At 73.6% G+C, this 18,887-nt stretch carries 18 protein-coding genes; 6 read left to right on the top strand and 12 right to left on the bottom strand.

Annotated features, from left to right (window positions below):
* The first annotated feature begins 5 nt into the window (after positions 1-5).
* Positions 6-485 (top strand): macro domain-containing protein, encoded by a 480-nt coding sequence (locus ACFV1W_RS02865; RefSeq protein ID WP_380412488.1) that lies wholly within the window; start codon positions 6-8, stop codon positions 483-485.
* Here ACFV1W_RS02865 and ACFV1W_RS02860 read toward each other — a convergent pair.
* Entirely contained in the window at positions 470-1,081 is a 612-nt protein-coding gene (locus ACFV1W_RS02860; protein ID WP_380412486.1) for a GNAT family N-acetyltransferase, read from the bottom strand. The two genes, ACFV1W_RS02865 and ACFV1W_RS02860, sit on opposite strands and share 16 nt — an antisense overlap.
* Positions 1,082-1,113: 32 nt before the next feature.
* Between ACFV1W_RS02860 and ACFV1W_RS02855 the strand changes: the two genes are divergently transcribed.
* Positions 1,114-1,263 (top strand): hypothetical protein, encoded by a 150-nt coding sequence (locus ACFV1W_RS02855; protein WP_380412484.1) that lies wholly within the window; start codon positions 1,114-1,116, stop codon positions 1,261-1,263.
* A 10-nt stretch (positions 1,264-1,273) separates the two neighbouring features.
* Positions 1,274-2,074, top strand: a complete 801-nt coding sequence (locus ACFV1W_RS02850) for a TetR family transcriptional regulator (RefSeq protein ID WP_380412482.1) — start codon at positions 1,274-1,276, stop codon at positions 2,072-2,074.
* Between the two features lie 100 nt (positions 2,075-2,174).
* Here ACFV1W_RS02850 and ACFV1W_RS02845 read toward each other — a convergent pair whose 3' ends face one another.
* From ACFV1W_RS02845 to ACFV1W_RS02810, 8 genes are all read right to left on the bottom strand, one after another.
* Positions 2,175-3,455 (bottom strand): GNAT family N-acetyltransferase, encoded by a 1,281-nt coding sequence (locus ACFV1W_RS02845; RefSeq protein ID WP_380412480.1) that lies wholly within the window; start codon positions 3,453-3,455, stop codon positions 2,175-2,177.
* Positions 3,456-3,495: 40 nt separating this feature from the next.
* Positions 3,496-4,032, bottom strand: a complete 537-nt coding sequence (locus ACFV1W_RS02840) for a GNAT family N-acetyltransferase (protein WP_380412478.1) — start codon at positions 4,030-4,032, stop codon at positions 3,496-3,498.
* A 166-nt stretch (positions 4,033-4,198) separates the two neighbouring features.
* Complete coding sequence (locus tag ACFV1W_RS02835) at positions 4,199-5,374, bottom strand: C40 family peptidase (protein WP_380412476.1); 1,176 nt, start codon at positions 5,372-5,374, stop codon at positions 4,199-4,201.
* Positions 5,375-5,851: 477 nt separating this feature from the next.
* Positions 5,852-6,937 (bottom strand): hypothetical protein, encoded by a 1,086-nt coding sequence (locus ACFV1W_RS02830; RefSeq protein WP_380412474.1) that lies wholly within the window; start codon positions 6,935-6,937, stop codon positions 5,852-5,854.
* Between the two features lie 128 nt (positions 6,938-7,065).
* Positions 7,066-8,694: a threonine/serine exporter ThrE family protein gene (locus ACFV1W_RS02825; protein WP_380412806.1), complete on the bottom strand. Its 1,629-nt coding sequence runs from the start codon at positions 8,692-8,694 to the stop codon at positions 7,066-7,068.
* A gap of 377 nt (positions 8,695-9,071) precedes the next feature.
* Positions 9,072-9,725, bottom strand: coding sequence for a DedA family protein (locus ACFV1W_RS02820; protein ID WP_380412472.1), 654 nt, complete (start codon positions 9,723-9,725; stop codon positions 9,072-9,074).
* Between the two features lie 119 nt (positions 9,726-9,844).
* Positions 9,845-12,202 carry a hypothetical protein gene (locus ACFV1W_RS02815; protein ID WP_380412471.1) on the bottom strand — a complete coding sequence of 786 codons (2,358 nt, stop codon included), beginning with the start codon at positions 12,200-12,202 and terminating at the stop codon, positions 9,845-9,847.
* Positions 12,203-12,275: 73 nt separating this feature from the next.
* Positions 12,276-14,231 carry an ATP-binding protein gene (locus tag ACFV1W_RS02810; RefSeq protein WP_380412469.1) on the bottom strand — a complete coding sequence of 652 codons (1,956 nt, stop codon included), beginning with the start codon at positions 14,229-14,231 and terminating at the stop codon, positions 12,276-12,278.
* A 247-nt stretch (positions 14,232-14,478) separates the two neighbouring features.
* Between ACFV1W_RS02810 and ACFV1W_RS02805 the strand changes: the two genes are divergently transcribed.
* Positions 14,479-14,802, top strand: a complete 324-nt coding sequence (locus ACFV1W_RS02805; RefSeq protein ID WP_380412467.1) for a hypothetical protein — start codon at positions 14,479-14,481, stop codon at positions 14,800-14,802.
* A 63-nt stretch (positions 14,803-14,865) separates the two neighbouring features.
* On the opposite strand, the gene ACFV1W_RS02800 is transcribed toward ACFV1W_RS02805, so the two are convergent.
* Positions 14,866-16,023, bottom strand: a complete 1,158-nt coding sequence (locus tag ACFV1W_RS02800; protein WP_380412465.1) for a TetR/AcrR family transcriptional regulator — start codon at positions 16,021-16,023, stop codon at positions 14,866-14,868.
* Between the two features lie 208 nt (positions 16,024-16,231).
* Here ACFV1W_RS02800 and ACFV1W_RS02795 point away from each other — a divergent pair, with 208 nt between their 5' ends.
* Positions 16,232-17,389, top strand: coding sequence for an acyl-CoA dehydrogenase family protein (locus ACFV1W_RS02795; RefSeq protein ID WP_380412463.1), 1,158 nt, complete (start codon positions 16,232-16,234; stop codon positions 17,387-17,389).
* Positions 17,390-17,502: 113 nt separating this feature from the next.
* Here the strand turns inward: ACFV1W_RS02795 and ACFV1W_RS02790 are convergent, their stop codons facing one another.
* Positions 17,503-17,769: a hypothetical protein gene (locus ACFV1W_RS02790; RefSeq protein ID WP_380412461.1), complete on the bottom strand. Its 267-nt coding sequence runs from the start codon at positions 17,767-17,769 to the stop codon at positions 17,503-17,505.
* Positions 17,770-17,895: 126 nt separating this feature from the next.
* On the opposite strand from ACFV1W_RS02790, the gene ACFV1W_RS02785 reads away from it, so the two are divergent.
* The gene (locus ACFV1W_RS02785; protein ID WP_380412460.1) at positions 17,896-18,213 is read left to right on the top strand and encodes a cupin; all 318 of its coding nucleotides are present in this window, start codon (positions 17,896-17,898) and stop codon (positions 18,211-18,213) included.
* Here ACFV1W_RS02785 and ACFV1W_RS02780 read toward each other — a convergent pair.
* Positions 18,203-18,796, bottom strand: a complete 594-nt coding sequence (locus ACFV1W_RS02780) for a TetR/AcrR family transcriptional regulator (protein ID WP_380412458.1) — start codon at positions 18,794-18,796, stop codon at positions 18,203-18,205. The genes ACFV1W_RS02785 and ACFV1W_RS02780 overlap by 11 nt on opposite strands.
* Positions 18,797-18,887 lie beyond the last annotated feature (91 nt).

Raw genomic sequence — 18,887 nt, 5'->3', positions numbered from 1 at the left:
TAGGCATGGCGGAAATCACCTACGTCCGAGGCGATGCCACCACGCCCCGCGGCAAGGGCGTGAAGGTGATCGCGCACGTCTGCAACGATCTGGGCGGCTGGGGAAAGGGCTTCGTGCTCGCGCTCTCCAGACGCTGGCCCGAGCCCGAGGCCGCGTTCCGGCGCTGGCACCGGGAGCGGGCGAAGAACGACTTCGGTCTCGGCGCCCTGCAAATGGTGCAGGTCGAGCCGTACGTCTGGGTGGCCAACCTGGTCGGCCAGCGCGGCATCCGGACCGGCCGCTCCACCGGAGTGCCGGTGCGGTACGAGGCCATCGACACCGGGCTGGCCGCCCTCGCCGGGCACGCGCTCGAACTCGGCGCCTCCGTCCACATGCCGCGCATCGGCTGCGGGCTGGCGGGCGGGCGCTGGTCGAAGGTCGAGCCGCTGATAGCGGAGCGGCTGACGGCACGCGGCGTGCCGGTGACGGTCTACGACATCGACTGACTCGGCCGAACCGGTCGGTCCGGTCGGTCCGGTCGAGTCGAGCCGGTCGCGCCGGGCGCTGACCCGGGCCCGGCCGGCCAGGCGTACACGTACTCGGGCAGCAGGTGCCCGCCCGGGAACACGCCTTCCTGCGCCCTGATCCGCACCCCGCCCTCGCGCTCGTAGAAGGCGATCGCGCGGGTGTTGGCGCTCAGCACCTCCAGGTACAGCTCGGCACCGGGGTGCCGCGCTGCGACCTCGGCGCGGGCTGCCGCCAGCAGTGCGCGGCCGATACCGCCGCCGGTGAGGCCCGGGCGGACGTGCAGGTTGTCCACCAGCACCCCGCCGTCGGGCTGCGGCACCAGGTAGACGAACCCGGCCGGCTCTCCGGCCCGTTCGGCGATCAGCAACACGGGCGTGTTCTCCGGCGTCCCGTAGTCCACCGTCAGGCGCAGCTCCCACAGCTCGCGCCGTTGGGCGGCCAGCCCGTCCCCGAGCGCTTCGTCGGGGACGATCCCGCGGTAGCTGCTGCACCAGCTCTCGGTGTGCAGGTCCGCGATGCGCGCGGCGTCCCGCTCTTCGCCGTGCCGAATGGTGATCCGTCCTGGTCCGGTCATGTGACGAGCCTCCCACAGAGATGGAGTTGAACATGTTCAACCGCAACGTCTACAGTCTTGCCAAGCTTTTGAACGCGTTCGAAATCATGGGGGCGGTGGGCGTGGCACCGGATGCGGAGGGGGCATCCGGTGCCGCGAGCACCGACAGCACCGACACCGGGTGGAACGTCGTCTCCGGCTAGGCTCGTGCTCGTGGACGAGCTGGCAGCGACGAACCGAACGGACGGCGAGAAGGGTGCGGCCGACGCCTCGGCCGCACCCGGCACGGACGGCGGGCCCTTGCCCGGCGGCCGGGCCCAGCCCAAGACCGACAAGAGCGAGGCGACCCGGGCGCTGATCCTGGAGACGGCCATGCGGCTGTTCCAGGAACGGGGCTACGAGAAGACCACGATGCGCGCCATCGCCACCGAGGCGGGCGTGTCGGTCGGCAACGCCTACTACTACTTCTCCGCGAAGGAATTCCTGATCCAGGGGTTCTACGACCGGATGACCCATGACCACGCGGCCGACGCCAGGCGCAGCATGGCCCACACCAGGGACTTCTCCGAGCGTCTGCAGATCGCGCTCACCTCCTGGCTCGACACGGCCGCGCCGTACCACGAGTTCGCCGCCCAGTTCTTCCGCACGGCGGCCGACCCGACCAGCTCGCTGAGCCCGTTCTCCAACGAGTCCCACCCCGCCCGGGCGACGGCCGTCGAGCTGTTCCGCGACGTCCTCCAGGGCTCCGACCTGGCGCCGAAGCTGGACGCCGAACTGGTCGAGCTGCTGCCCGACGTGCTCTGGCTGAACCTGATGGTCGTGGTGCTCTACTGGGTCTTCGACCGGACCGAGGACACCGAGCGGACCAGGGAGTTCGTCCGGCGCTCGACGCCGATGGCCGCCCGGTTGATCAACCTGTCGCGCTACCGGGTGTTCCGGCCCATCGTGCGGGACGCCAAGGGGCTGATCCAGGACTTCATCCTCCCCACGATCGGCAAGACGGCGGTCAAGTAGGCTTCCAATCCCGGCAGTTGCGACATCGAAAGGCAAGCCGTGAAACGGCGGAGGCCGGCCCGCGATCCATGGGCCGGCCTCCGGCGTCGTTCCCGGCCGCTCAGAACTCGGTCGGCGTCCAGGCCCGCAGCGGTGTACGCAGCAACAGGTCGGCGGCGGCCGCCGCACCCGGGCGCAGTTCGGTGAGCAGTCCGGCCGCTGCCAGCCTCGGGGCCGTCTCGGAACCCAGGTAGAGCGAGCCCAACTCGGATGCCCCCAGGGCGAGGTCGGCGTCGTCGATGGTGCGGGTGCAGCGCCCGGTGCCGTCATCGGCGACCTCGATCGCGAAGCGGCCGGAGGCGTAGCCGAGCCGGTCCTCGACCTCCAGCACCACCCGGCCCGCGGCGCCGTACGTCCGGGCACCGAAGGCGGCCTCGACGTCCAGCAGCCGCAGCCACATGAGGTCGGCGTTGCTCTCGTCCGGGACGGCCGCGCGCGGGTCCTGGAGCAGCAGCGGCAGCGGGTCGTCCGGCGAGACGCCCTTGACCACGACCTTGCGCACCCAGTCGACGGACAGCACCAGGCGCCACAGCTCGACGGCGGTCGGCAGGTCGAGGGCGATGAAGTCCTCCACGGTGAGCGTGCTGTCGGGGAGCGCGCCGTCCCACTTGTTGTCGATCCGGTAGACCGCCAGACCGGTGACCTCGCCGCCGGCGTTCCGGTGGACGGCGGTGAACGGCTCCTTGAAGCTGTCGCCCGGCACCTGGATCACATTGGTGTTGCGCTCCCACCAGATCGCGTCACGGGCGATCGCGCCCGGCTGGGTGAGCCGCCAGCGGTCGTACAACCCGGCACCCAGCTCGCGCTGTTCCGCCAGGGTCACGAAGTCGGTCCGGCCGCCGGGCACGCTGGGCAGGCCCTCGCGCAGACCGCGGGTGCGCCCCAGGTCGATGCGCCAGCCGCAGCCCTGGGTGGCGGGACCGAAACCGAAACGGCCGTAGATGTTGTACTCGGCGGCGGCCAGGATGGCGACCGCGCAGCCGCGCTCGGCGGCGGAGGCGAGGTCCCGTCGCATCATCGTGCTGAGCACGCCCCGGCGGCGGTGGGTGGAGCTGACCGTGACGTTGGTGATCGCGTCGGCCTGGACCACGGCCCCGCCGGGGACGGTCAGTTCGACGTCGAAGCTGCGGAAGGTGGCGATCGGGCGGTCGCCGTCGAAGCCGGCCACCATCCGGCCCGGCCGCCACTGCCGACGGCGCAGGTCCGGCGCGACGCCCGCGTGCGGGCGCAGGAAGCCGAAGTTGAGCGCCCGGTTCCACTCCTCCACTTCGTCCACGGAGACGGCCCGGACCCGGACCCCGTTCACGGTGTCGACGGCCGTGTCATCGATGTTCTTGCCCATCGCGCCACCGTACGGCGGTCCACCTGGGGCGGCACCCGAATTATCCGGTGCCCGACGCGGCCCGCGATCCGTCCTGCCGCCCGGGCGTCACGACCCAGTGGTTGGTGCGCAGGATCCGGTCCGCGAAGTCGAGGTCCCGCTCGCCGAGCAGCCGGAAGCCGAGCGCGCGGCAGATCCCGTTGGACGGGCCGTTGGTCACCCCCGGATTGGCGTGCACCTCGCCCCACCTGCCGTCCGCCGCCGCGGCGTCCAGCACCTGCCGCACCGCCGCCTTGGCGAGGCCCCGGCCCTGGAACTCGGGCAGCACCATCCAGCCGATCTCGGAGACCGGGGCGCCGTCCTCCTCGTCCTGCCAGAGCGTGACCAGACCGGCCGCCCTGCCGGGCCCGGCCGCGCCGTCCGGCACGATCACCTTGATCCAGGCACTGTCCGCCGCCACCAGGGCGAGGTCCTTGCGCAGCCGCGCCTCCACCTTCTCCCGGGGCAGCGGCCCGCCCAGCTCGGCCATCATCCCCTCGTCGCAGCGCATCCGGACGTACGCCTCGGCGTCGCCCGGTTCGACGTTCCGCAGGTGCACGACGCCTCCTCAGAATCGCTCAGGAGCGCCCACGCTAGCGCGGGCCACCGACATCGGCCCCCGGGTACCGGCCTGGCATCCCCGTGCCGGTTCGGACACGACCGACCGTTCTCCGGAGGGGACCCGGCGGGAGTTCCGCGAACGACCGGGCGGCCGCGAGCGGTCCCTACGGCCGGGCGTAGTAGTCCGGGGTGCCCATGATCCAGAGGCTGGCCTGCTTGACCGGCATGCCGACCCGCGGAGCCTCGATCATCTGGTCGTCGCCGATGTAGAGGCCGACGTGGTGGATGTCGGCGGGGCGGCCGGTGTCGGTCCAGAAGACCAGGTCACCCGGGCGCAGTTGGCGGTAGTCGATCGGAGTGGACTGGGCGTACTGGTCGGCCGCGAAGTGGTTGAGCTGCTTGCCGCCCTCGCGCCAGGCCATCATGGTCAGCCCGGAGCAGTCGTAGCCCTCCGGCCCCTCACCGCCCCAGATGTAGGGCAGGCCGATCTTGGACTTGGCGAAGGCCACGGCGGCGGACGCGCCCTCGGCCGACCAGGAGCCGGTGGCGGGCGGCACCGCCTGCGCGCTGGTGGCGGCTGCCGCGGCCGCTGCCGCTTCGGCCTCCCGGGCGGCCTGCTCGGCTGCGGCGCGGGCGGCAGCCTCCGCCTCCCGGGCGGCGGTCGACTCCAGCGCCTCGCGGCGCTCGCGCTCCAGCTCGACGGTGGTGTTCCGGGCGGCGGCCAGCTCGGTGAGCAACTGCTCCCGGCGCCGCTCGGCGGCCGCGACCTCGCTCTGCTGGGCGGCGAGCCGCTGTTGTGCCCTGGCCCTGGCCGCGCCGACCTCGGCGGCGGCCCTCTCGGCGGCCTCGGTGGCGGTGCGGGCGGTGGTGGAGGCACTGCGGGCGGCGGCGGCCGTGGAGGTGGCGGCGTCCAGGATCTGCCGGGTGCGCTCGCTGACCACGCCGACCGCGGCGGCGCGGTCGCCCGCCTCGCGCGGGCCGTGGGCGCCGAGCAGGGCGTTGAGCGCGGACAGTTCGGCGCCCGCGCCCTGGCGGTACGTTTCGGCGGCGAGCCGGGCCGCGTCCTCGGCGGCCTCGGATCGTTCGGCCTCGGCGGCGGCCGCGCGCCGGTTGGCGGCGGCCTCCTCCGCGCGGGCCCGGGTGAGGGCGAGCTGGGCGCCGTTGTAGGCCTCGACGGCCTGTTCGGCGCTGCGGCCGACCCGGTCGAGTTCGGCCCGGGCGGCGGTGAACGCGGCCTCCAGCACGGCCGCGGAGGCGGCCTTGCCGTCGGCCTCGGCGCGGGAGCGGTCGATCTCCTCGGCGGACGGGTACGGGTCCTGGCCCGCCGGCCCCCGGCTCACCGCGGAAGTCCCGGCCGGGGGAGGCCCGGCCGGGAGAGGCTCAGCCGGGGGAGGCCCGGCCGGGAGAGGCTCAGCCGGGGGAGGCCCGGCCGGGGGCTGAACGCCCGGCGGCTGACCGGCCGCCGGGTCGGGGTCCGCCGGAGCCGCCGGGGCGGCAGGGGCGACCGGGGCGGCGGGAAGCATCCCGAGCAGGGCGGTGAGGGACAACAGGAGGGTGGGCAGGATCCTGCGCGCCACGAGACATCCCTTCTGACGGGTCCGGAGGGGACGGCGGCGGCTCCCGTCGCGGCGCGCGGGCGGGGCGGCGGCCGGGCGGCGAGGGTCCGACGAATCATCCCATTACGTGACAGAACGGTCACTAGCCGCCCATGTTCTCAACTCCGGCGCCGTTCACGCCCCGAACGTGCTCCTCCGGCCGGGTGACCATCGGAAGATCCGACCGGGCATCAACTCCGGCCGGGCGCATGGGTGCACGAACTACCGGTGGATCCGGCGGGTCCTCGTCCGCAGGTGGGGGTGCCGCTCGGGTCGGCGCTCCGCCCCCGTCCGGCCGATCCCGTACGTCCGGTTGCGCCCGGCACGGATGGTGCGGCGGCGCTGCTGCGCTCCGGCCGAGCGGCCCGGCACGCTGCCGGCGGCCCCCTCCACCGGCTGCGGACGCGCCGCGGGCTGGTGCACCACCGCCCCGGTCACGGCCGCGAAGCGGCGGTCGGCCAGTCGCGCCTGGCGACGGGCCAGCGCCCGGGCGGCGTGCGCGTCGAGATGGGCGGAGGCCCGGGCGGCCATCCGCTCCGCGACCCGGTGGGCGGCCGGGTGGTTGGCGGGCACCTTGTCGGGCGCGCCGGCGATGAGGTCGAAGAGCCAGGTGCGGGCACGGTCCGCACGCCGGTGCAGCAGGCGTTCGCGCCGTAGCGCACGTGCCCGGCGCCGGGAGCGCGTGGTGTACCGCCAGCGGGCCCACGGGCTGCTCGGGCGGGCCAGCCGGACCGCGCCGATCCAGGACAGGCCGGGGATCATGATCCCGAGCAGGCCGGTCCACACCTTGCCCTTGAGCAGGGTGATCACCGAGGCCAGCGCGTTCACCGAGATCACGGTGATCAGGCCCCAGCGGGTGTCCTCACCGGGCAGCGCGCCGAACGGCACGTACCCGATCAGCAGCAGGCCGGTGAACAGGATGCCGAAGATCACCGCGTCCACCGACTTGCGGCCCTGTTCGCTCCAGTACACGTCGTCCAGGTGCAGGATCAGCGCGAACTCGTCCAGCACCAGGCCGCAGCCGATGCCGAAGAGCAGCCCGAACCAGTCGATCCACGGCGGCGTGCCGTAGGCGGCGAACACCCCCATGCCGCCGACCAGCAGGAAGCCCAGGCCGAACACCATGTGGTGGATGTGCAGGCCGCCGGGGGTGACGTTGCCGGGCCACCAGCGCACCTGGGCGCGGATCATCCGCACGCTGAACCGGATGAAGACGAAGGAGGTGATGAAGCCGATCAGCAGCAGGAACAGCGGTTGCTTTTGCGCGTTGACGATGTGCTCGCGGTAGCTGTCCAGCAGTGTCGACATGGGTCTTACCTTCGTTCCTGGTGCTGCGTCCTGCCTGCCGCGACATGGCCCGGAAGCCAATGCCGGCCCAATACCGGTCCAACCCGGCTTCCGGCGTCCCGTCACCGGAGCCAGGGCCGGGCTCCCGGTCAGAATCCCCGGGTGCGCTTGGCCGCCCGGCGCGGCACCGCCGGGTAGAGCGAGGGCAGCTCGGCGCCCACCGGCAGTTTCAGGAACAGCCGGGCGATCTCGCCACCGAGGTTCACCCCGATCGCCAGCGCCATCGCGATCGCCGCCGCCCGGAAGACCGACACCAGACCGGTGCTGGAGTGCCCCTGGGCGAAGGCGAGCATCCCGAGGTAGAGCGCCGAACCCGGCATCAGCGGACCGATCGCGGCGGTCACGTACGGCAGCGCCGAGCCGTTGCGGTAGCGCGCCATCAGTTGGCCGAACAGACCGACCAGTCCGGCCGCCACCCCCGTCGCGGCGATCGGGTTGACGTGCGCGTTGTACACCAGCGCGCCGTAGCTGGCCCAGCCGATGCCGCTGTTGAGGGTGACCAGCGCGAGGGTGCGGCGGTCGGTCTGCAGCAGCATCGCGAAGGCCAGGGTCAGCACCATCGCGGCGATCATCTGGACCGGCGGGTAGCTGATGCCCACCAGGCTCTCGTCCGGCTTCAGCTTCGCCTCGAAGCCGACGCCCAGGTAGAGGATCATGATCACGCCGATCACGATGCCCGCGACCAGGTAGACCACTTCCAGCAGCCGGGCCGCGGCGGTGATGTAGAAGCCGGTCAGGCCGTCCTGGACGGCGGCGACCAGGGCGCGTCCGGGCAGCAGGGCGAACAGGCCACCGGTGATCACCACCGAGCCGCGCAGGCCCCAGTCGTTGAAGGACAGGATGATGCCCGAGGCGGCGGCCGGCATCGCGGCGGCCACGAACTGGTAGAACTCCGGCAGCCGGCGCCGGGCCAGCGCGGAGGCCAGCCGGTCGCCGAGGACGGCCGCGACGAAGGCGCTGCCGAAGACCAGCCAGGCCTTGTCGTCGAGCCGCCCGCCGACCAGGAAGGTCGCCGCGCCGGCCAGCAGGCCGGTGGTCAGGGCCAGCAGCCAGGCCGGGTACGGGTGACGGTTGCGGCGGATCAGGGCCAGCCGGCGGTAGGCGTCGTTGACCGTCACCTTCTCCGCGGTGATGTCGGCCACCAGTCCGTAGACCGCGTTCAGCCGGGTGTAGTCGGAGGTGCGGCGGCGCACCACGCGGTCGGCGGTGACCGGCGGCTCGACCAGCGAGGGCTGGTGCGAGATGCCGATCAGGGTGAAGGTCACCTGCGGCTCGCAGCGGTCCAGCCGGTAGGCGTGCGCGATGCCCAGCATCGCCGCCTCGACGTCCTCGGCGGCCTCGCCGCTGGCCAGCAGCAGTTCGCCGATGCGCAGCGTCAGGTCGAGGATGCGCGGGACGTTGCGGGCGGTGCCCGCGGACGGGTGCATCTCGCGGGCGGTGCGCTCGAAGGCGGGACGCTCGGACATCGGGGTGCGCAGCAGGGTGCGCATCCGGTCCGGCCAGGGCACCTCGCCGGGGGCACCGGCGGTCAGCTCGGGGATCGGGATGCCGGTGGGCGGGGTGTAGCCGGCCGCGCGCCACTCCTCGGGGGTGAGGGTGTCCTCGGCGACCGAACGACGACCGGCCGGGCGCTCGGAGGCCGCATCACCGGGGGCCGCGTCCCGGGGCCGCAGGTCGACGGTCAGCTCGGGGTGCGGCTCCAGGGGAGGCTCCGGCATCGGCCCGGGCTCCGGTTCGGCCCGGGGCTCGGCCCGCGGCTCGGGCTCGGGGGCCAGCAGGCCCCTGGTCTCCGGAACGGGCGGGGCCAGCGGCACCTCGACGGTGGGCTCGACGGGCGGAGCGGGGTGGCCGAGCAGGCCCTCGGTGGGCGGCGCCTCGGTGGGGTGCACCGGCCGGGGCGGGGTCTGCCCCACCTGGCGGACCGTCCGGCCTCCCCTCGCCCGCTTGCCCGCTCCCGGTCGGCCCCGCTTAGGCACTTCCGCTCCTTGCCGCCCCTGGTGGCCGCCGGCCACCGTTCGATCTCGGGTTACACCTTGCCTGATCGAACAGCTGGACGCACATGTACGCGACGTCCCGCGACGGCGGGCCCGGGCGCCTACCCGGCGCGGTGGCGGGCGGTCGGCTCCGCTCCGGAGCGGCGGGCCCGGAGCAGTTCGACCGCCACCGGGATCACCGAGACCAGCACGATGCCGACCAGGATGGCCTCGACGTTGTCCCGGACGAAGGGGATCTGCCCGAGGAAGTAGCCGAGCACGGTGACCCCGGCGCCCCACAGCACCCCGCCGACCACGTTGAACAGCACGAAGCCGCGGTAGTTCATCCTGCTCACCCCGGCGACGACCGGGGTGAAGGTGCGCACGATCGGCACGAACCGGGCCAGCACGATCGCCTTGGGGCCGTGCCGGTCGAAGAAGGCGGCGGCCTTCTCGACGTTCTCCTGCTTGAAGAGCCTGGAGTCGGGGCGGCGGAACAGGCGTGGCCCGACCTTCCGGCCGAACAGGTAGCCGACCTGGTCCCCGGCGACGGCGGCCGACACGATCAGCCCGCAGACCAGCCAGAGCGGCTGGTGCAGGTAGGTGCCGCCGGCCACCAGCAGGCCGGTGGTGAACAGCAGGGAGTCGCCCGGGAGGAAGAAGCCGATCAGCAGGCCGGACTCGGCGAAGACCACGGCCAGGATGCCGATCAGGCCGAAGGTGGAGATCAGGGTGGTCGGTTCGAGCCAGGACGGGCCGAGGGCGAGGCTGGTCACGGTGCGGGCGCTCCTGGAGGTCCGGTCTCGGCAATGCAAAAGTAAAGCGTTGACAAAGACTCGCCCGGGTGCCGAATGGTTCCCCGGCCCCGCCGCACGCGGCCGGGGAACCATTCGGCTCAGATGTCGTAGCGCTCGATGATCTCCGTGTGCCGCCGCAGGTCCGCCCCCGCCGCGTCGGCCAGGTCGAGCCAGGTCACCGGGTGCTCCCAGCCGGCCGTGAGCTCGTGCAGCAGCGCGTCGGCGTGCTCGGCCGAGGCGGTCGGCGGGAGGCCGAGGGCGGCGAAGACACCGGGCAGGTCGCCGTCCTCCCGCTCCGGGTCGGGGAGCCGGTACTGATCCCCGCTGTACACCCAGACCGCGTAGCCGGCCGCCCGCAGCTCGTCCCGGAACCCGGCCCAGGCCTCGTCCCCGGGCCGGACACCGTCGATCCAGTAGGTGGTGTAGCCGGCCGGGTCGAGCAGGGTCAGCAACGCGAAGGTGGGGCGCCAGTTCTCCCGCTCCTCCTCGGCGGCACCCTCGGCCGGCGGCCGCTCCAGCAGGGCCGGGGCGAAGACCACCACGTCGCCGTGGTTGAGCGCCACGTCCGCGCCCAGCACCGGCAGGATCCGGGCGGTGGCCGGGCCCGTCCGGACGGCGGGCAGGTCGGTCCTGGTTCCGTTGGCGCGGGTGGCGCGGACGTTGATCAGCTGCCACTCCTCGTCCACCGGGCCCTCGGGCTCGTCGAACTCGATGCCGATCCGCGCGCCGGTGGAGCGGACCACGGCCCAGTCCCGGTTGGCGCTGGCCGCGGTGATCAGGTGCCAGAGGTCGGGCTCCTGGACCGTCCGGTGGAGCTCGTCCTCCCCCGCCTCCTCGGCGGGCAGGGCGTGCTCCAGCAGCTCCTGGTAGAGGCGCTGCGCGGTGGCGTGGTCGCCCAGTTCGGTGGCGGCGACCGCGGCCAGCCGTCGGGTGTTGATCCGGCTCGCCTCCAGCGCCAGGATCGCCTCGCAGTGCTCCAGCACCTCGGCCCAGCGCTCCTCGGCGGCGGCCCAGCGGGCGCGTATCCAGTGCCCGTCGGCCGGGCTGGTCGCGGCCAGCCGGTCGGCGAGGCGGCGCACGCCCTCGGCGTCCCGGGCCTCGATCAGGGCCTGGCCGAGCGTGCCGGCCAGCTTCTTGCTGCCCGGGTCGGCGTCCAGCCGCTGCCAGAGCAGGTCGGCGGCGGCCCGGGCGTGGCCGAGGCCGCCGAGCACGCTGGCCAGCAGCACGGCCAGGTCGGTGGCGCCGGCCTGCTCACCCCGGTACCGGTCCAGGGCGACGGAGAGCAGGTCGGCGCCGGTCTCGAAGGGCACCCCGGCCTCGGCCAGGTGTGCCGTCAGTTCGCCCGGCGGGACGGGCAGCTCGGGCACCGGCAGCGCCTCGGCGGCCGCGCGCAGGGCCGCGACCTGCTCGGCCACGCCGGCGGTGCGACGCAACTGGGCGAGCTTACGCTCCCCGGTGGCCGCGAGCGTGAGCGCCACCGTACGGGCGCCGCGCGCGAGCGCAAGCCGACCGGCCGCCAGCAGCAGGTCCACGCAAGGGCGGTGCGAGCCGGTGCCGTCCAGGTAGCCGACCCAGCGGGCCAGCACGGCGCCCAGCTCGGCGTCGTTCTCCCAGGCGCCGGCCGCGATCAGCAGCTCGACCGTCTCCGTCCAGCTGTGGCGCAGGTCGGCGTGCCGCTCGGCCTCGGCCCGCTCGGGCAGCAGGGCGAGTGCCTCCTCGGTGCGCCCGAGCGAGGCGAGCGCGCGGGCCCGCTGCAGGGCGCCCGAGCGCCGGTCGCTCTCGTCGAGCTCCTCGCCCCGGGCCCTGGCCGCCTGGTCGGCGGTGTCCAGCAGGGTGAGCACCTCCTCGTGCCGGCCCAGCAGGTGCAGGGCGCCGGCCCGGGCCCGGAGGAAGCGGAGCGAGACCTGCTGGCCCGCGGTCCGCATCCGGGCGGCAGCGGTGTCCAGGTGGGCGAGGGCGTCGGCGGGCCGGCCGTCGTCCTCCAGGGCGTCGGAGTACTCGCGGGAGAGGCAGTCGAAGCAGGCGCGGCCGGGCTCGATCCGGTCCAGCGTCTCGCCCACCACGTCGAGGCGCTCCCGCACGTACCCCGGGCCGTCGACCCGGGCGTGGCAGATCGCGAAGTCCTGCACCACGCAGACGGACTGCGGGCAGCCGGCCGTCTCCTCCCGGTGGGCGAAGTCCAGCAGGTCGACCACCTCGGCCATGACGGACTCGCCCTGCCGGCGCTTGTTCAGCAGGTTCTGCATCCGCCAGTGCCGCAGGTAGACCTCGACCCAGGGCAGGCCGAGGGCCCGGGCGGAGGCGACGGCCTCCGGGTAGACCGCGTCGAGCTGCTCGTTGCGCCCCTCCGTGGCGTGCTCGGGCAGCTCGTAGATGGCGTCGGCCAGCCTGCGGTGGCCGGCCGCGTACAGCTGCTGGTGGGTGTCGCGCACCCAGGCCCAGATGTCGGTGGTCATGTCGGTCCCGCCTGCGTGGTGCTGATGAGTTGTCTACCGCGAGCCACTGACAATCCGCCCGCCGGGCGGTCCGTCACGCCTGCTCCCGGAGGTCGCCGGGGCTGTCCGGGACGTCCGGCAGACCGGCCGGGACGGCGGCGGTCAGGGCGGAGACGGCGGTGCCGACGCCGGCCAGTGCGGCGCCGAGGTCGCCCTCGGCGGGGCCGGTCGAGGCCGCCGCCATGATCACCTTGAGCGAGCGGAGCAGCCCGGCCGCGGTGGCGCTGCCGGTGTGCCCGGCGCGGTAGGCGGCGAGCAGGTCCTGGACGGCCGGGCAGGCCAGGTTGAGGTAGAGCCGGGCCCTGACCTCGCCGTCGGTGCGGGCGGTGAACGCCCGGGCCAGCCGCAGGGCAGCGGACGGGATCCGGGTGTCGGCCTGGTCGTCCTCGATCCGGGCCTTCAGTTCGGCCTCGCGGTCCGGTACCAGGACCAGCGGAAGGCCGGGCGGGTCGAAGCGGGCCGGGACGAGCTGCTCGCCCGGGTCGGCGAGGGCGCCGGACAGCCAGGCCGACTCCTCGGAAGGCAGCGGGCGCTCCGGGTCGCGGAACAGTTCGCGGTTGCCCTGCTCGCTGCCCAGCTCGACCAGCCGGCAGCCGCGCAGCTGGGCGTAGCGGCGCAGGAACGGCAGGACGGCGTAGCGGTCGCCGCGGGCGATCGGCACCCGCATCGCCCGGTACAGCATCTCCTCGAAGCCGCCGCCGCTGCCCAGCGCGACGTGCACGGCTCCCCCGCCGGCCGCCCGCAGCCCGCCCGCGGTGAGATCGCCCTGCGAGGTGGGCACCGGGACGTCGTCGGCGAGCAGGGTGAACAACCGCTCGTCGCAGAGCGCGGCGCCGAGCAGGTCCTGGCCGTGCCGGGTGAGGATCCGGCGCCAGGCGGCGGGTCGCAGCCGGGCCGTCTCGTAGAGGCCGTCCACGACGGCGTCGGTCAGGGCCCGCTGCAGCGCGTGGTAGTGCTCGTCGCGCTGGAGGTCCTCGCGGCTGGCGGTGGGGGTGAGCCGGCTGGACTCGATCACCCCACCGATGAAGCCGGCCCAGCTGGGCAGCAGGTCGCGGGCGTCCTCGGCGAGCAGCATGCCGCGCAGGTAGACGGAGAGGTCGCGGTTGTCGCTGCTGCCGTAGGTGCCGCCGTCCTGGACCCAGAGCAGGCCGACGGCGTCGGTGGCGCCCTCGACCGGGTTCACGGGGAAGGCGGTGAGCGGTTCGAAGCGGCGGCCGAAGGCGGTCGCGAAGCGCATCCGGGCGGCGTACTCGTCCCCGTCGGAGGGGTGGCGCGAGGCGTCTCCGGCGAGGGCGGTGGCGGGCGACGGGTGGGCCTGCCGGCGCCAGGGCACCTGGACGGCGTTGACCGGCTGCTCGTCCTCGCCGACGAAGACCGGGATCGGCAGCAGCACGCAGTAGCGGCCGAGGACTTCGCGCAGCGCGTGCTCGTCGGCGAGGTGGGCGTGCTCGGCCTTGAGCGCCAGCTCGACCACGGTGCCGGGCTGCGGGCGGGCGGGCACCGGCTCGACCTGGTAGTGCTCGCCGCCGCGGCTGCGGTAGCGGTGGCCGAGCCGCGGCTCGCGGTGCGAGGTGGTGGTGACGGTCACCTCTTCGGCGACCGAGAAGGCGGAGAGGAAGCCCAGGCCGAAGGCGCCGATCAGCTCCTGGTTCCCGGTGAGTTCGCGCAGCATCCGGGTGTAGCCGGTGCCGACCGTGGCGAGGTGGGCGTGGATCTCCGGTTCGGTGAGACCGGCCCCGGTGTCCTCGATGGCGACGGTCCGCCGCGCGGTGTCGGCACGCACGCGGATCAGCGGCCGGTGCTCGCCGTCCGGGTCCTCCAGGAGCCGACGGGTGTGCGAGTCGTGGGCGTTCTGGACGAGTTCGCGCAGGGCGACCAGCGGGGTGGAGTACAGATGGGTGGCGAGGACGTTCACCAGGCCGCCGAGGTCGACCTCGGTGGTGCGCAGGTCCTCGGCGGGGGTGGGCTCGGTCGTGGCACCTTCAGACATGGGTCCTCAGTGTGCCAGTGCGACAATCTGCCGACCATTTCTTTCTGTGCATCAGCCCGCCCTGCGCGAATGACGGATTCTGGTCAACTCCGAATTGACCGATCCCCCACCATCGAGGGAAATGCCACCCGTTTGGTGGAGTTCGTCCACGGCTCTGGTGAATGCTGATCACGCGACGTCAGGCAACGGCGCTCCGGAGCGGCCACTCCGGCCGCGCCGCATTCGCACTTCCAGTCCAGGGAGACCAGTGTCCCGTATTCGCGCAGCCGCCGCCGTCACCGCCCTCGGGGCCTTCCTCCTCGTCGGCGTCGGCGCCGCCACCGCGCACGCCGACAACGGCGCCGCCGCGAACGACCACTCCAACGGCAGTGTCGTGAGCAACGTCGGTTCCGGCAACGTCATCGGCTCGGTCGCCGGAAACGTGGTCAACACCCAGCAGACCGCCACCGGCTCGGGGGCGAGCAACCAGAACAACGGCCTCGCCGTGACCGGCAACCGCGGCAACATCGGCGCCGTGCAGGGCAACGGGAACTTCGACGCCCGGGTCTACTACCGGCACGTCCTCTACTAGGCCGCCCTCCCGCTCCGGGCCGGTGTCCGTCCCGCGTCGACGGGGGCGGACACGGGCCGCACCCTAGTCCTGGTCCGGCACCCCCAGCACCGCCCGGCCCAACCGCCGCAGGCAGTCGCCGAGGTCCGGCCTGGCACTGTGCGGACGGTTCCGCACCCCGTCGTTGACCAGCGAGAACAGCGCGTGCACCCGGATCCGGGCGGCCACCGCGTCCTCCTCCGGGCGCACCTGCCGCAGCAGGTCGACCCAGGTGCGCAGGAAGTCGCGCCGGAACTCCACCGCGACCCGGCGGTCCGGCGGGGCCAGCCGCTCGGTCTCGCTGAGCATCACGCCCAGGTAGTCGCCGTTGCGCAGCGCGAAGTCGACGTAGGCACCGAGCCCGGCCGCCAGCGCCGCCCGAGGCCCGGCGGCGGTCGCGATCGCGCCGTCCACCTGGTGCCAGAGCCGCTCCCGGCCGCGCACCAGGGAGGCGGCGAGCAGGTGGGCCTTGCTGTCGAAGTGCCGGTACACGCTGGGGCCGGAGATGCCGACGGCGGCGCCGAGTTGGTCGGTGCTGACGTTGTCGAAGCCCCGCTGGTGGAACAGCCGGACGGCCGCCGCGAGCAGTTCCTCCCGACGCGCCTGCGGCCTCGGCTGCGGCACCGGTACGGCGCCCGGCCCGGCGGCCGTGCCGTCCAGGGACACCGAGAGGACGGCCGCGACCAGTTCGCGCAGCAGCGCCTCGGCCCGGCGGGGCTGCGGCGCTGCCGACTGGTAGGACAGTCCGGCACAGCCGGAGAGCGCCGACCAGCAGAGCAACTCAGCGTCGGCGGCGGTGAGTCCGGGCCGCTCGGCACCCAGCACCGCGGTCATCAGGGCGACGTCCGCACGGAGTTCGCGGCGCAACTCGGCCCGGCGGGCGGGCGGCAGCAGCCGGGCGTCGCGCTGCACCAGGGTACCGAGCGGGCGGTGGCCGACCGCCACCGCGGCCAGCGCGGCACCGAGTTCGGCGGTGGTGCCGGCGGTGCGCAGGCCGTCGGCGAGCGCGTCCAGTCCCAGGCGGACGGCGCGGTCGAGCAGTTCGGGCTTGCCGCGGAAGTGCCGGTAGAGGGCGGGCGCGGTGATGCCCACCCCGGCGGCGACCTCGGTCATCGAGACCTGGTGGTAGCCGCTGCGGTGGAAGCGGTCGGCGGCCACGGCGAGGATCTGGGCGCGTCGGCCGGGCGGCCGTCGGACCACCATGACGGGCCTCCTCGTGTTCGTCCCCGGTCCCGAGCGAAGGCTAGCAAGGATTCACTTCGCCCCCGCGCGGAGCCGTTTCTCCATGCCGGTTCCCAGGGGTCGGAACGCTGGACAGTCGAGGCTACCGGCGATTAACTTGTCGGGCCACCACCTGGCACGTTCCGCCTCCGTCGGCCCGTCGGCCGGCACCGTCGAAGGGAGCGCCGCCGTGCGCCGCACCGTGTTCAACGAGGACCACGAGGCCTTCCGGGAGACCATCCGGGACTTCATCGCCAACGAGGTCGTCCCGGTCTACGAGAGCTGGGAGGCCGACGGCCACCCGCCCCGCGACTTCTACCGCCAGCTCGGCGAACTCGGCGTCTACGGCATCGAGGTGCCGGAGGAGTACGGCGGCGCGGGTGAGAGCGGCTTCAAGTACCAGGCGGTGATCGCCGAGGAGACCGCCCGGGCTGGCGTGAGCTTCGGCTCCTCCGGGGTGCACACCGGGCTGGTGCTGCCGTACCTGCTGGAGTACGCCAACGAGGAGCAGAAGCGGCGCTGGCTGCCGGGCTTCGTCTCCGGCGACATCATGACCGCGATCGCGATGACCGAGCCGGGCGCCGGCTCCGACCTCGCGGGCATCTCCACCACCGCCCGGCTCTCCGAGGACGGCACCCACTACGTCCTGAACGGCGCCAAGACCTTCATCACCGGCGGCGTGCTGGCCGACCTGGTCCTGGTGGTCTGCCGCACCGCGCCGTACGACCCGGAGAACCGCCGGGCCGGGCTGTCCATCCTGTGCGTGGACACCACCTCGCCGGGGTACTCGGTCGGCCGCAAGCTGCAGAAGATCGGCCTGCGCACCTCGGACACCGCGGAGTTGGCGTTCAGCGACGTCGAGGTGCCGGTGGAGAACCTGCTCGGCGAGGAGGGCCGGGCCTTCTCCTACCTGACCCACAACCTGGTGCAGGAGCGGCTGGCGATCGCCGTCGGCGCGTACGCGGCGGCCGCGGCCGCGGTGCGGTTCGCGGTGCAGTACGTCAAGGAACGCAAGGTGTTCGGCAAGGCGGTGGCCGAGTTCCAGAACACCAAGTTCACCCTGGCCGACTGCCAGGCCCAGGTGCTGGCGCAGCAGTCGATGGTGGACCGCGCGCTGGAGCTCTACCAGGACGGCGAGCTGACCGTCGCGGACGCGGCCGCCGCGAAGCTGTTCTGCACCGAGTCGGCGTCGACCGTCATCGACAAGTGCCTGCAGCTGCACGGCGGTTACGGCTACATCCTGGAGTACCCGATCGCCCGGCTCTACACCGACAACCGGGTGTTCCGGATCTACGGCGGCACCAGCGAGGTCATGCGCAGCATCATCGCCAAGTCGCTGGGGTTGTGAGCACGTCACGCCCGCGTCGTCGAGCCGCGGCGGGCCGCACCCCCACGGCGGCCCGCCGCGGCCGCTCGCACGGACGCCACCGCGACGGCGGGCGGCGGGCGGCCGGTGCGCTGTCAGTTGGGCGAGCTGTGCTCGGTGCGCCAGGCCTCCCAGCCGGCCGTCGAGGCCACCTTCGCCTCGTGCAGGGCCCGCTGGGCGAGCGCGGTCGGCGGGATGTCCAGGTTGCGCATCCAGCTGCGGCCCGCGGTGACCAGCGCCGCGCACACCATCGCCGCCCCGGCCGCGCCGAGCAGCGAGCCGATGCCGGTGAGCACCACCCCGCCGGTCAGTAGCGGGCGGTTGACCTGGAACCCGCTGGAGAGTCTGTCCTTGGAAGCCATATCTCCACGATGCGGGCAGTCCACGGGGGCCGCACCTCGGGTGGGCCGCTCCGGGTGCGGGACGCCCTCCCGTCCGCCAGCCTGGGCACACGGCCTGGGCGCACGGTTTGAGGAGGAGGCGGCGCGATGCCCGATCTCGAACGGCTCGCCGTGGAGCACGCCGCCCGAGCGGCGGAGAGTCCGCACGGGCGCAGCGCCCACCTGGTGCTGCACGACGGGATGCTGCGGCAGACCGTGATCGCGCTGACCGCGGGCACCGTGCTGGACGAGCACAACCCGCCCACCGCCGGGAGCGTCCAGGTGCTGCGCGGCCGGGTCTCGTTGACCATCGCCGGGCGCCGGCTGGAGCTGTCCGTCGGTGAGCTGGAGCCCGTCCCGCAGGAGCGGCACGGGCTGCTGGCCCACGTCGACTCGGTGGTGCTGCTCACGGCGGTCACCGCGTAGTGCCGGCCCCCAGCACGCTGTCGCTGACCAGCCGGAGCCCGCGCAGGAACTCGTACCCGTTCGGGGCCAGATCGGGCGCGGCCAGCCACTGGGCGACGTAGCCGGCCAGGAGGATCTGGTAGAAGGTGCCGCGGGCGAGCTCCTCCTCCGTGTCCGGCACCTCGGTCACCCCCTGGAACACCGCGGCGAGGCCGAGCCGGCCCTCCTTCTGCGCCTCCTCGAAGGCCTGCGCCAGCTCGGGGTTGTGCCCGGCCTGGGCGAGGGCCTCGAACTGGGCCGCCCAGAGCCCGCGGTGCTCGACGAAGACGTCCCGGAGGCCGTTCCAGACGGCCGCGAAGCGCATCTCCGGATCGTCCGACACCTGGTTGGCGCCGTACACCACCACCGCCAGGGCCTCGCCCATCTCACCGATCGCCTCGATCATCGCGGCGTTGAGCAGCGCGTCCTTCGAGCCGAAGTGGTATCCGATCGCGGCCAGGCTGACGCCCGAGGCGGTCGCGATGTCGCGCGCCGTGGTGCGCCCGTAGCCCTTCTCGTACAGGCAGCGCTTGGCGCCGGCCATCAGGTCTTCGCGGTTTCCCATTGGTAGTTGGAGGCGCGGTGCTCTTGCGAGCCCGGTTCCTCCGTCCCCTTTCAATCCGTGCGTGCGGTTTTCCCGCACACGGCTTACCGAT

This window comes from Kitasatospora sp. NPDC059648 (assembly GCF_042734825.1).
Classification (GTDB): domain Bacteria; phylum Actinomycetota; class Actinomycetes; order Streptomycetales; family Streptomycetaceae; genus Kitasatospora.
This window is presented reverse-complemented; position numbering and strand designations above follow the sequence as displayed.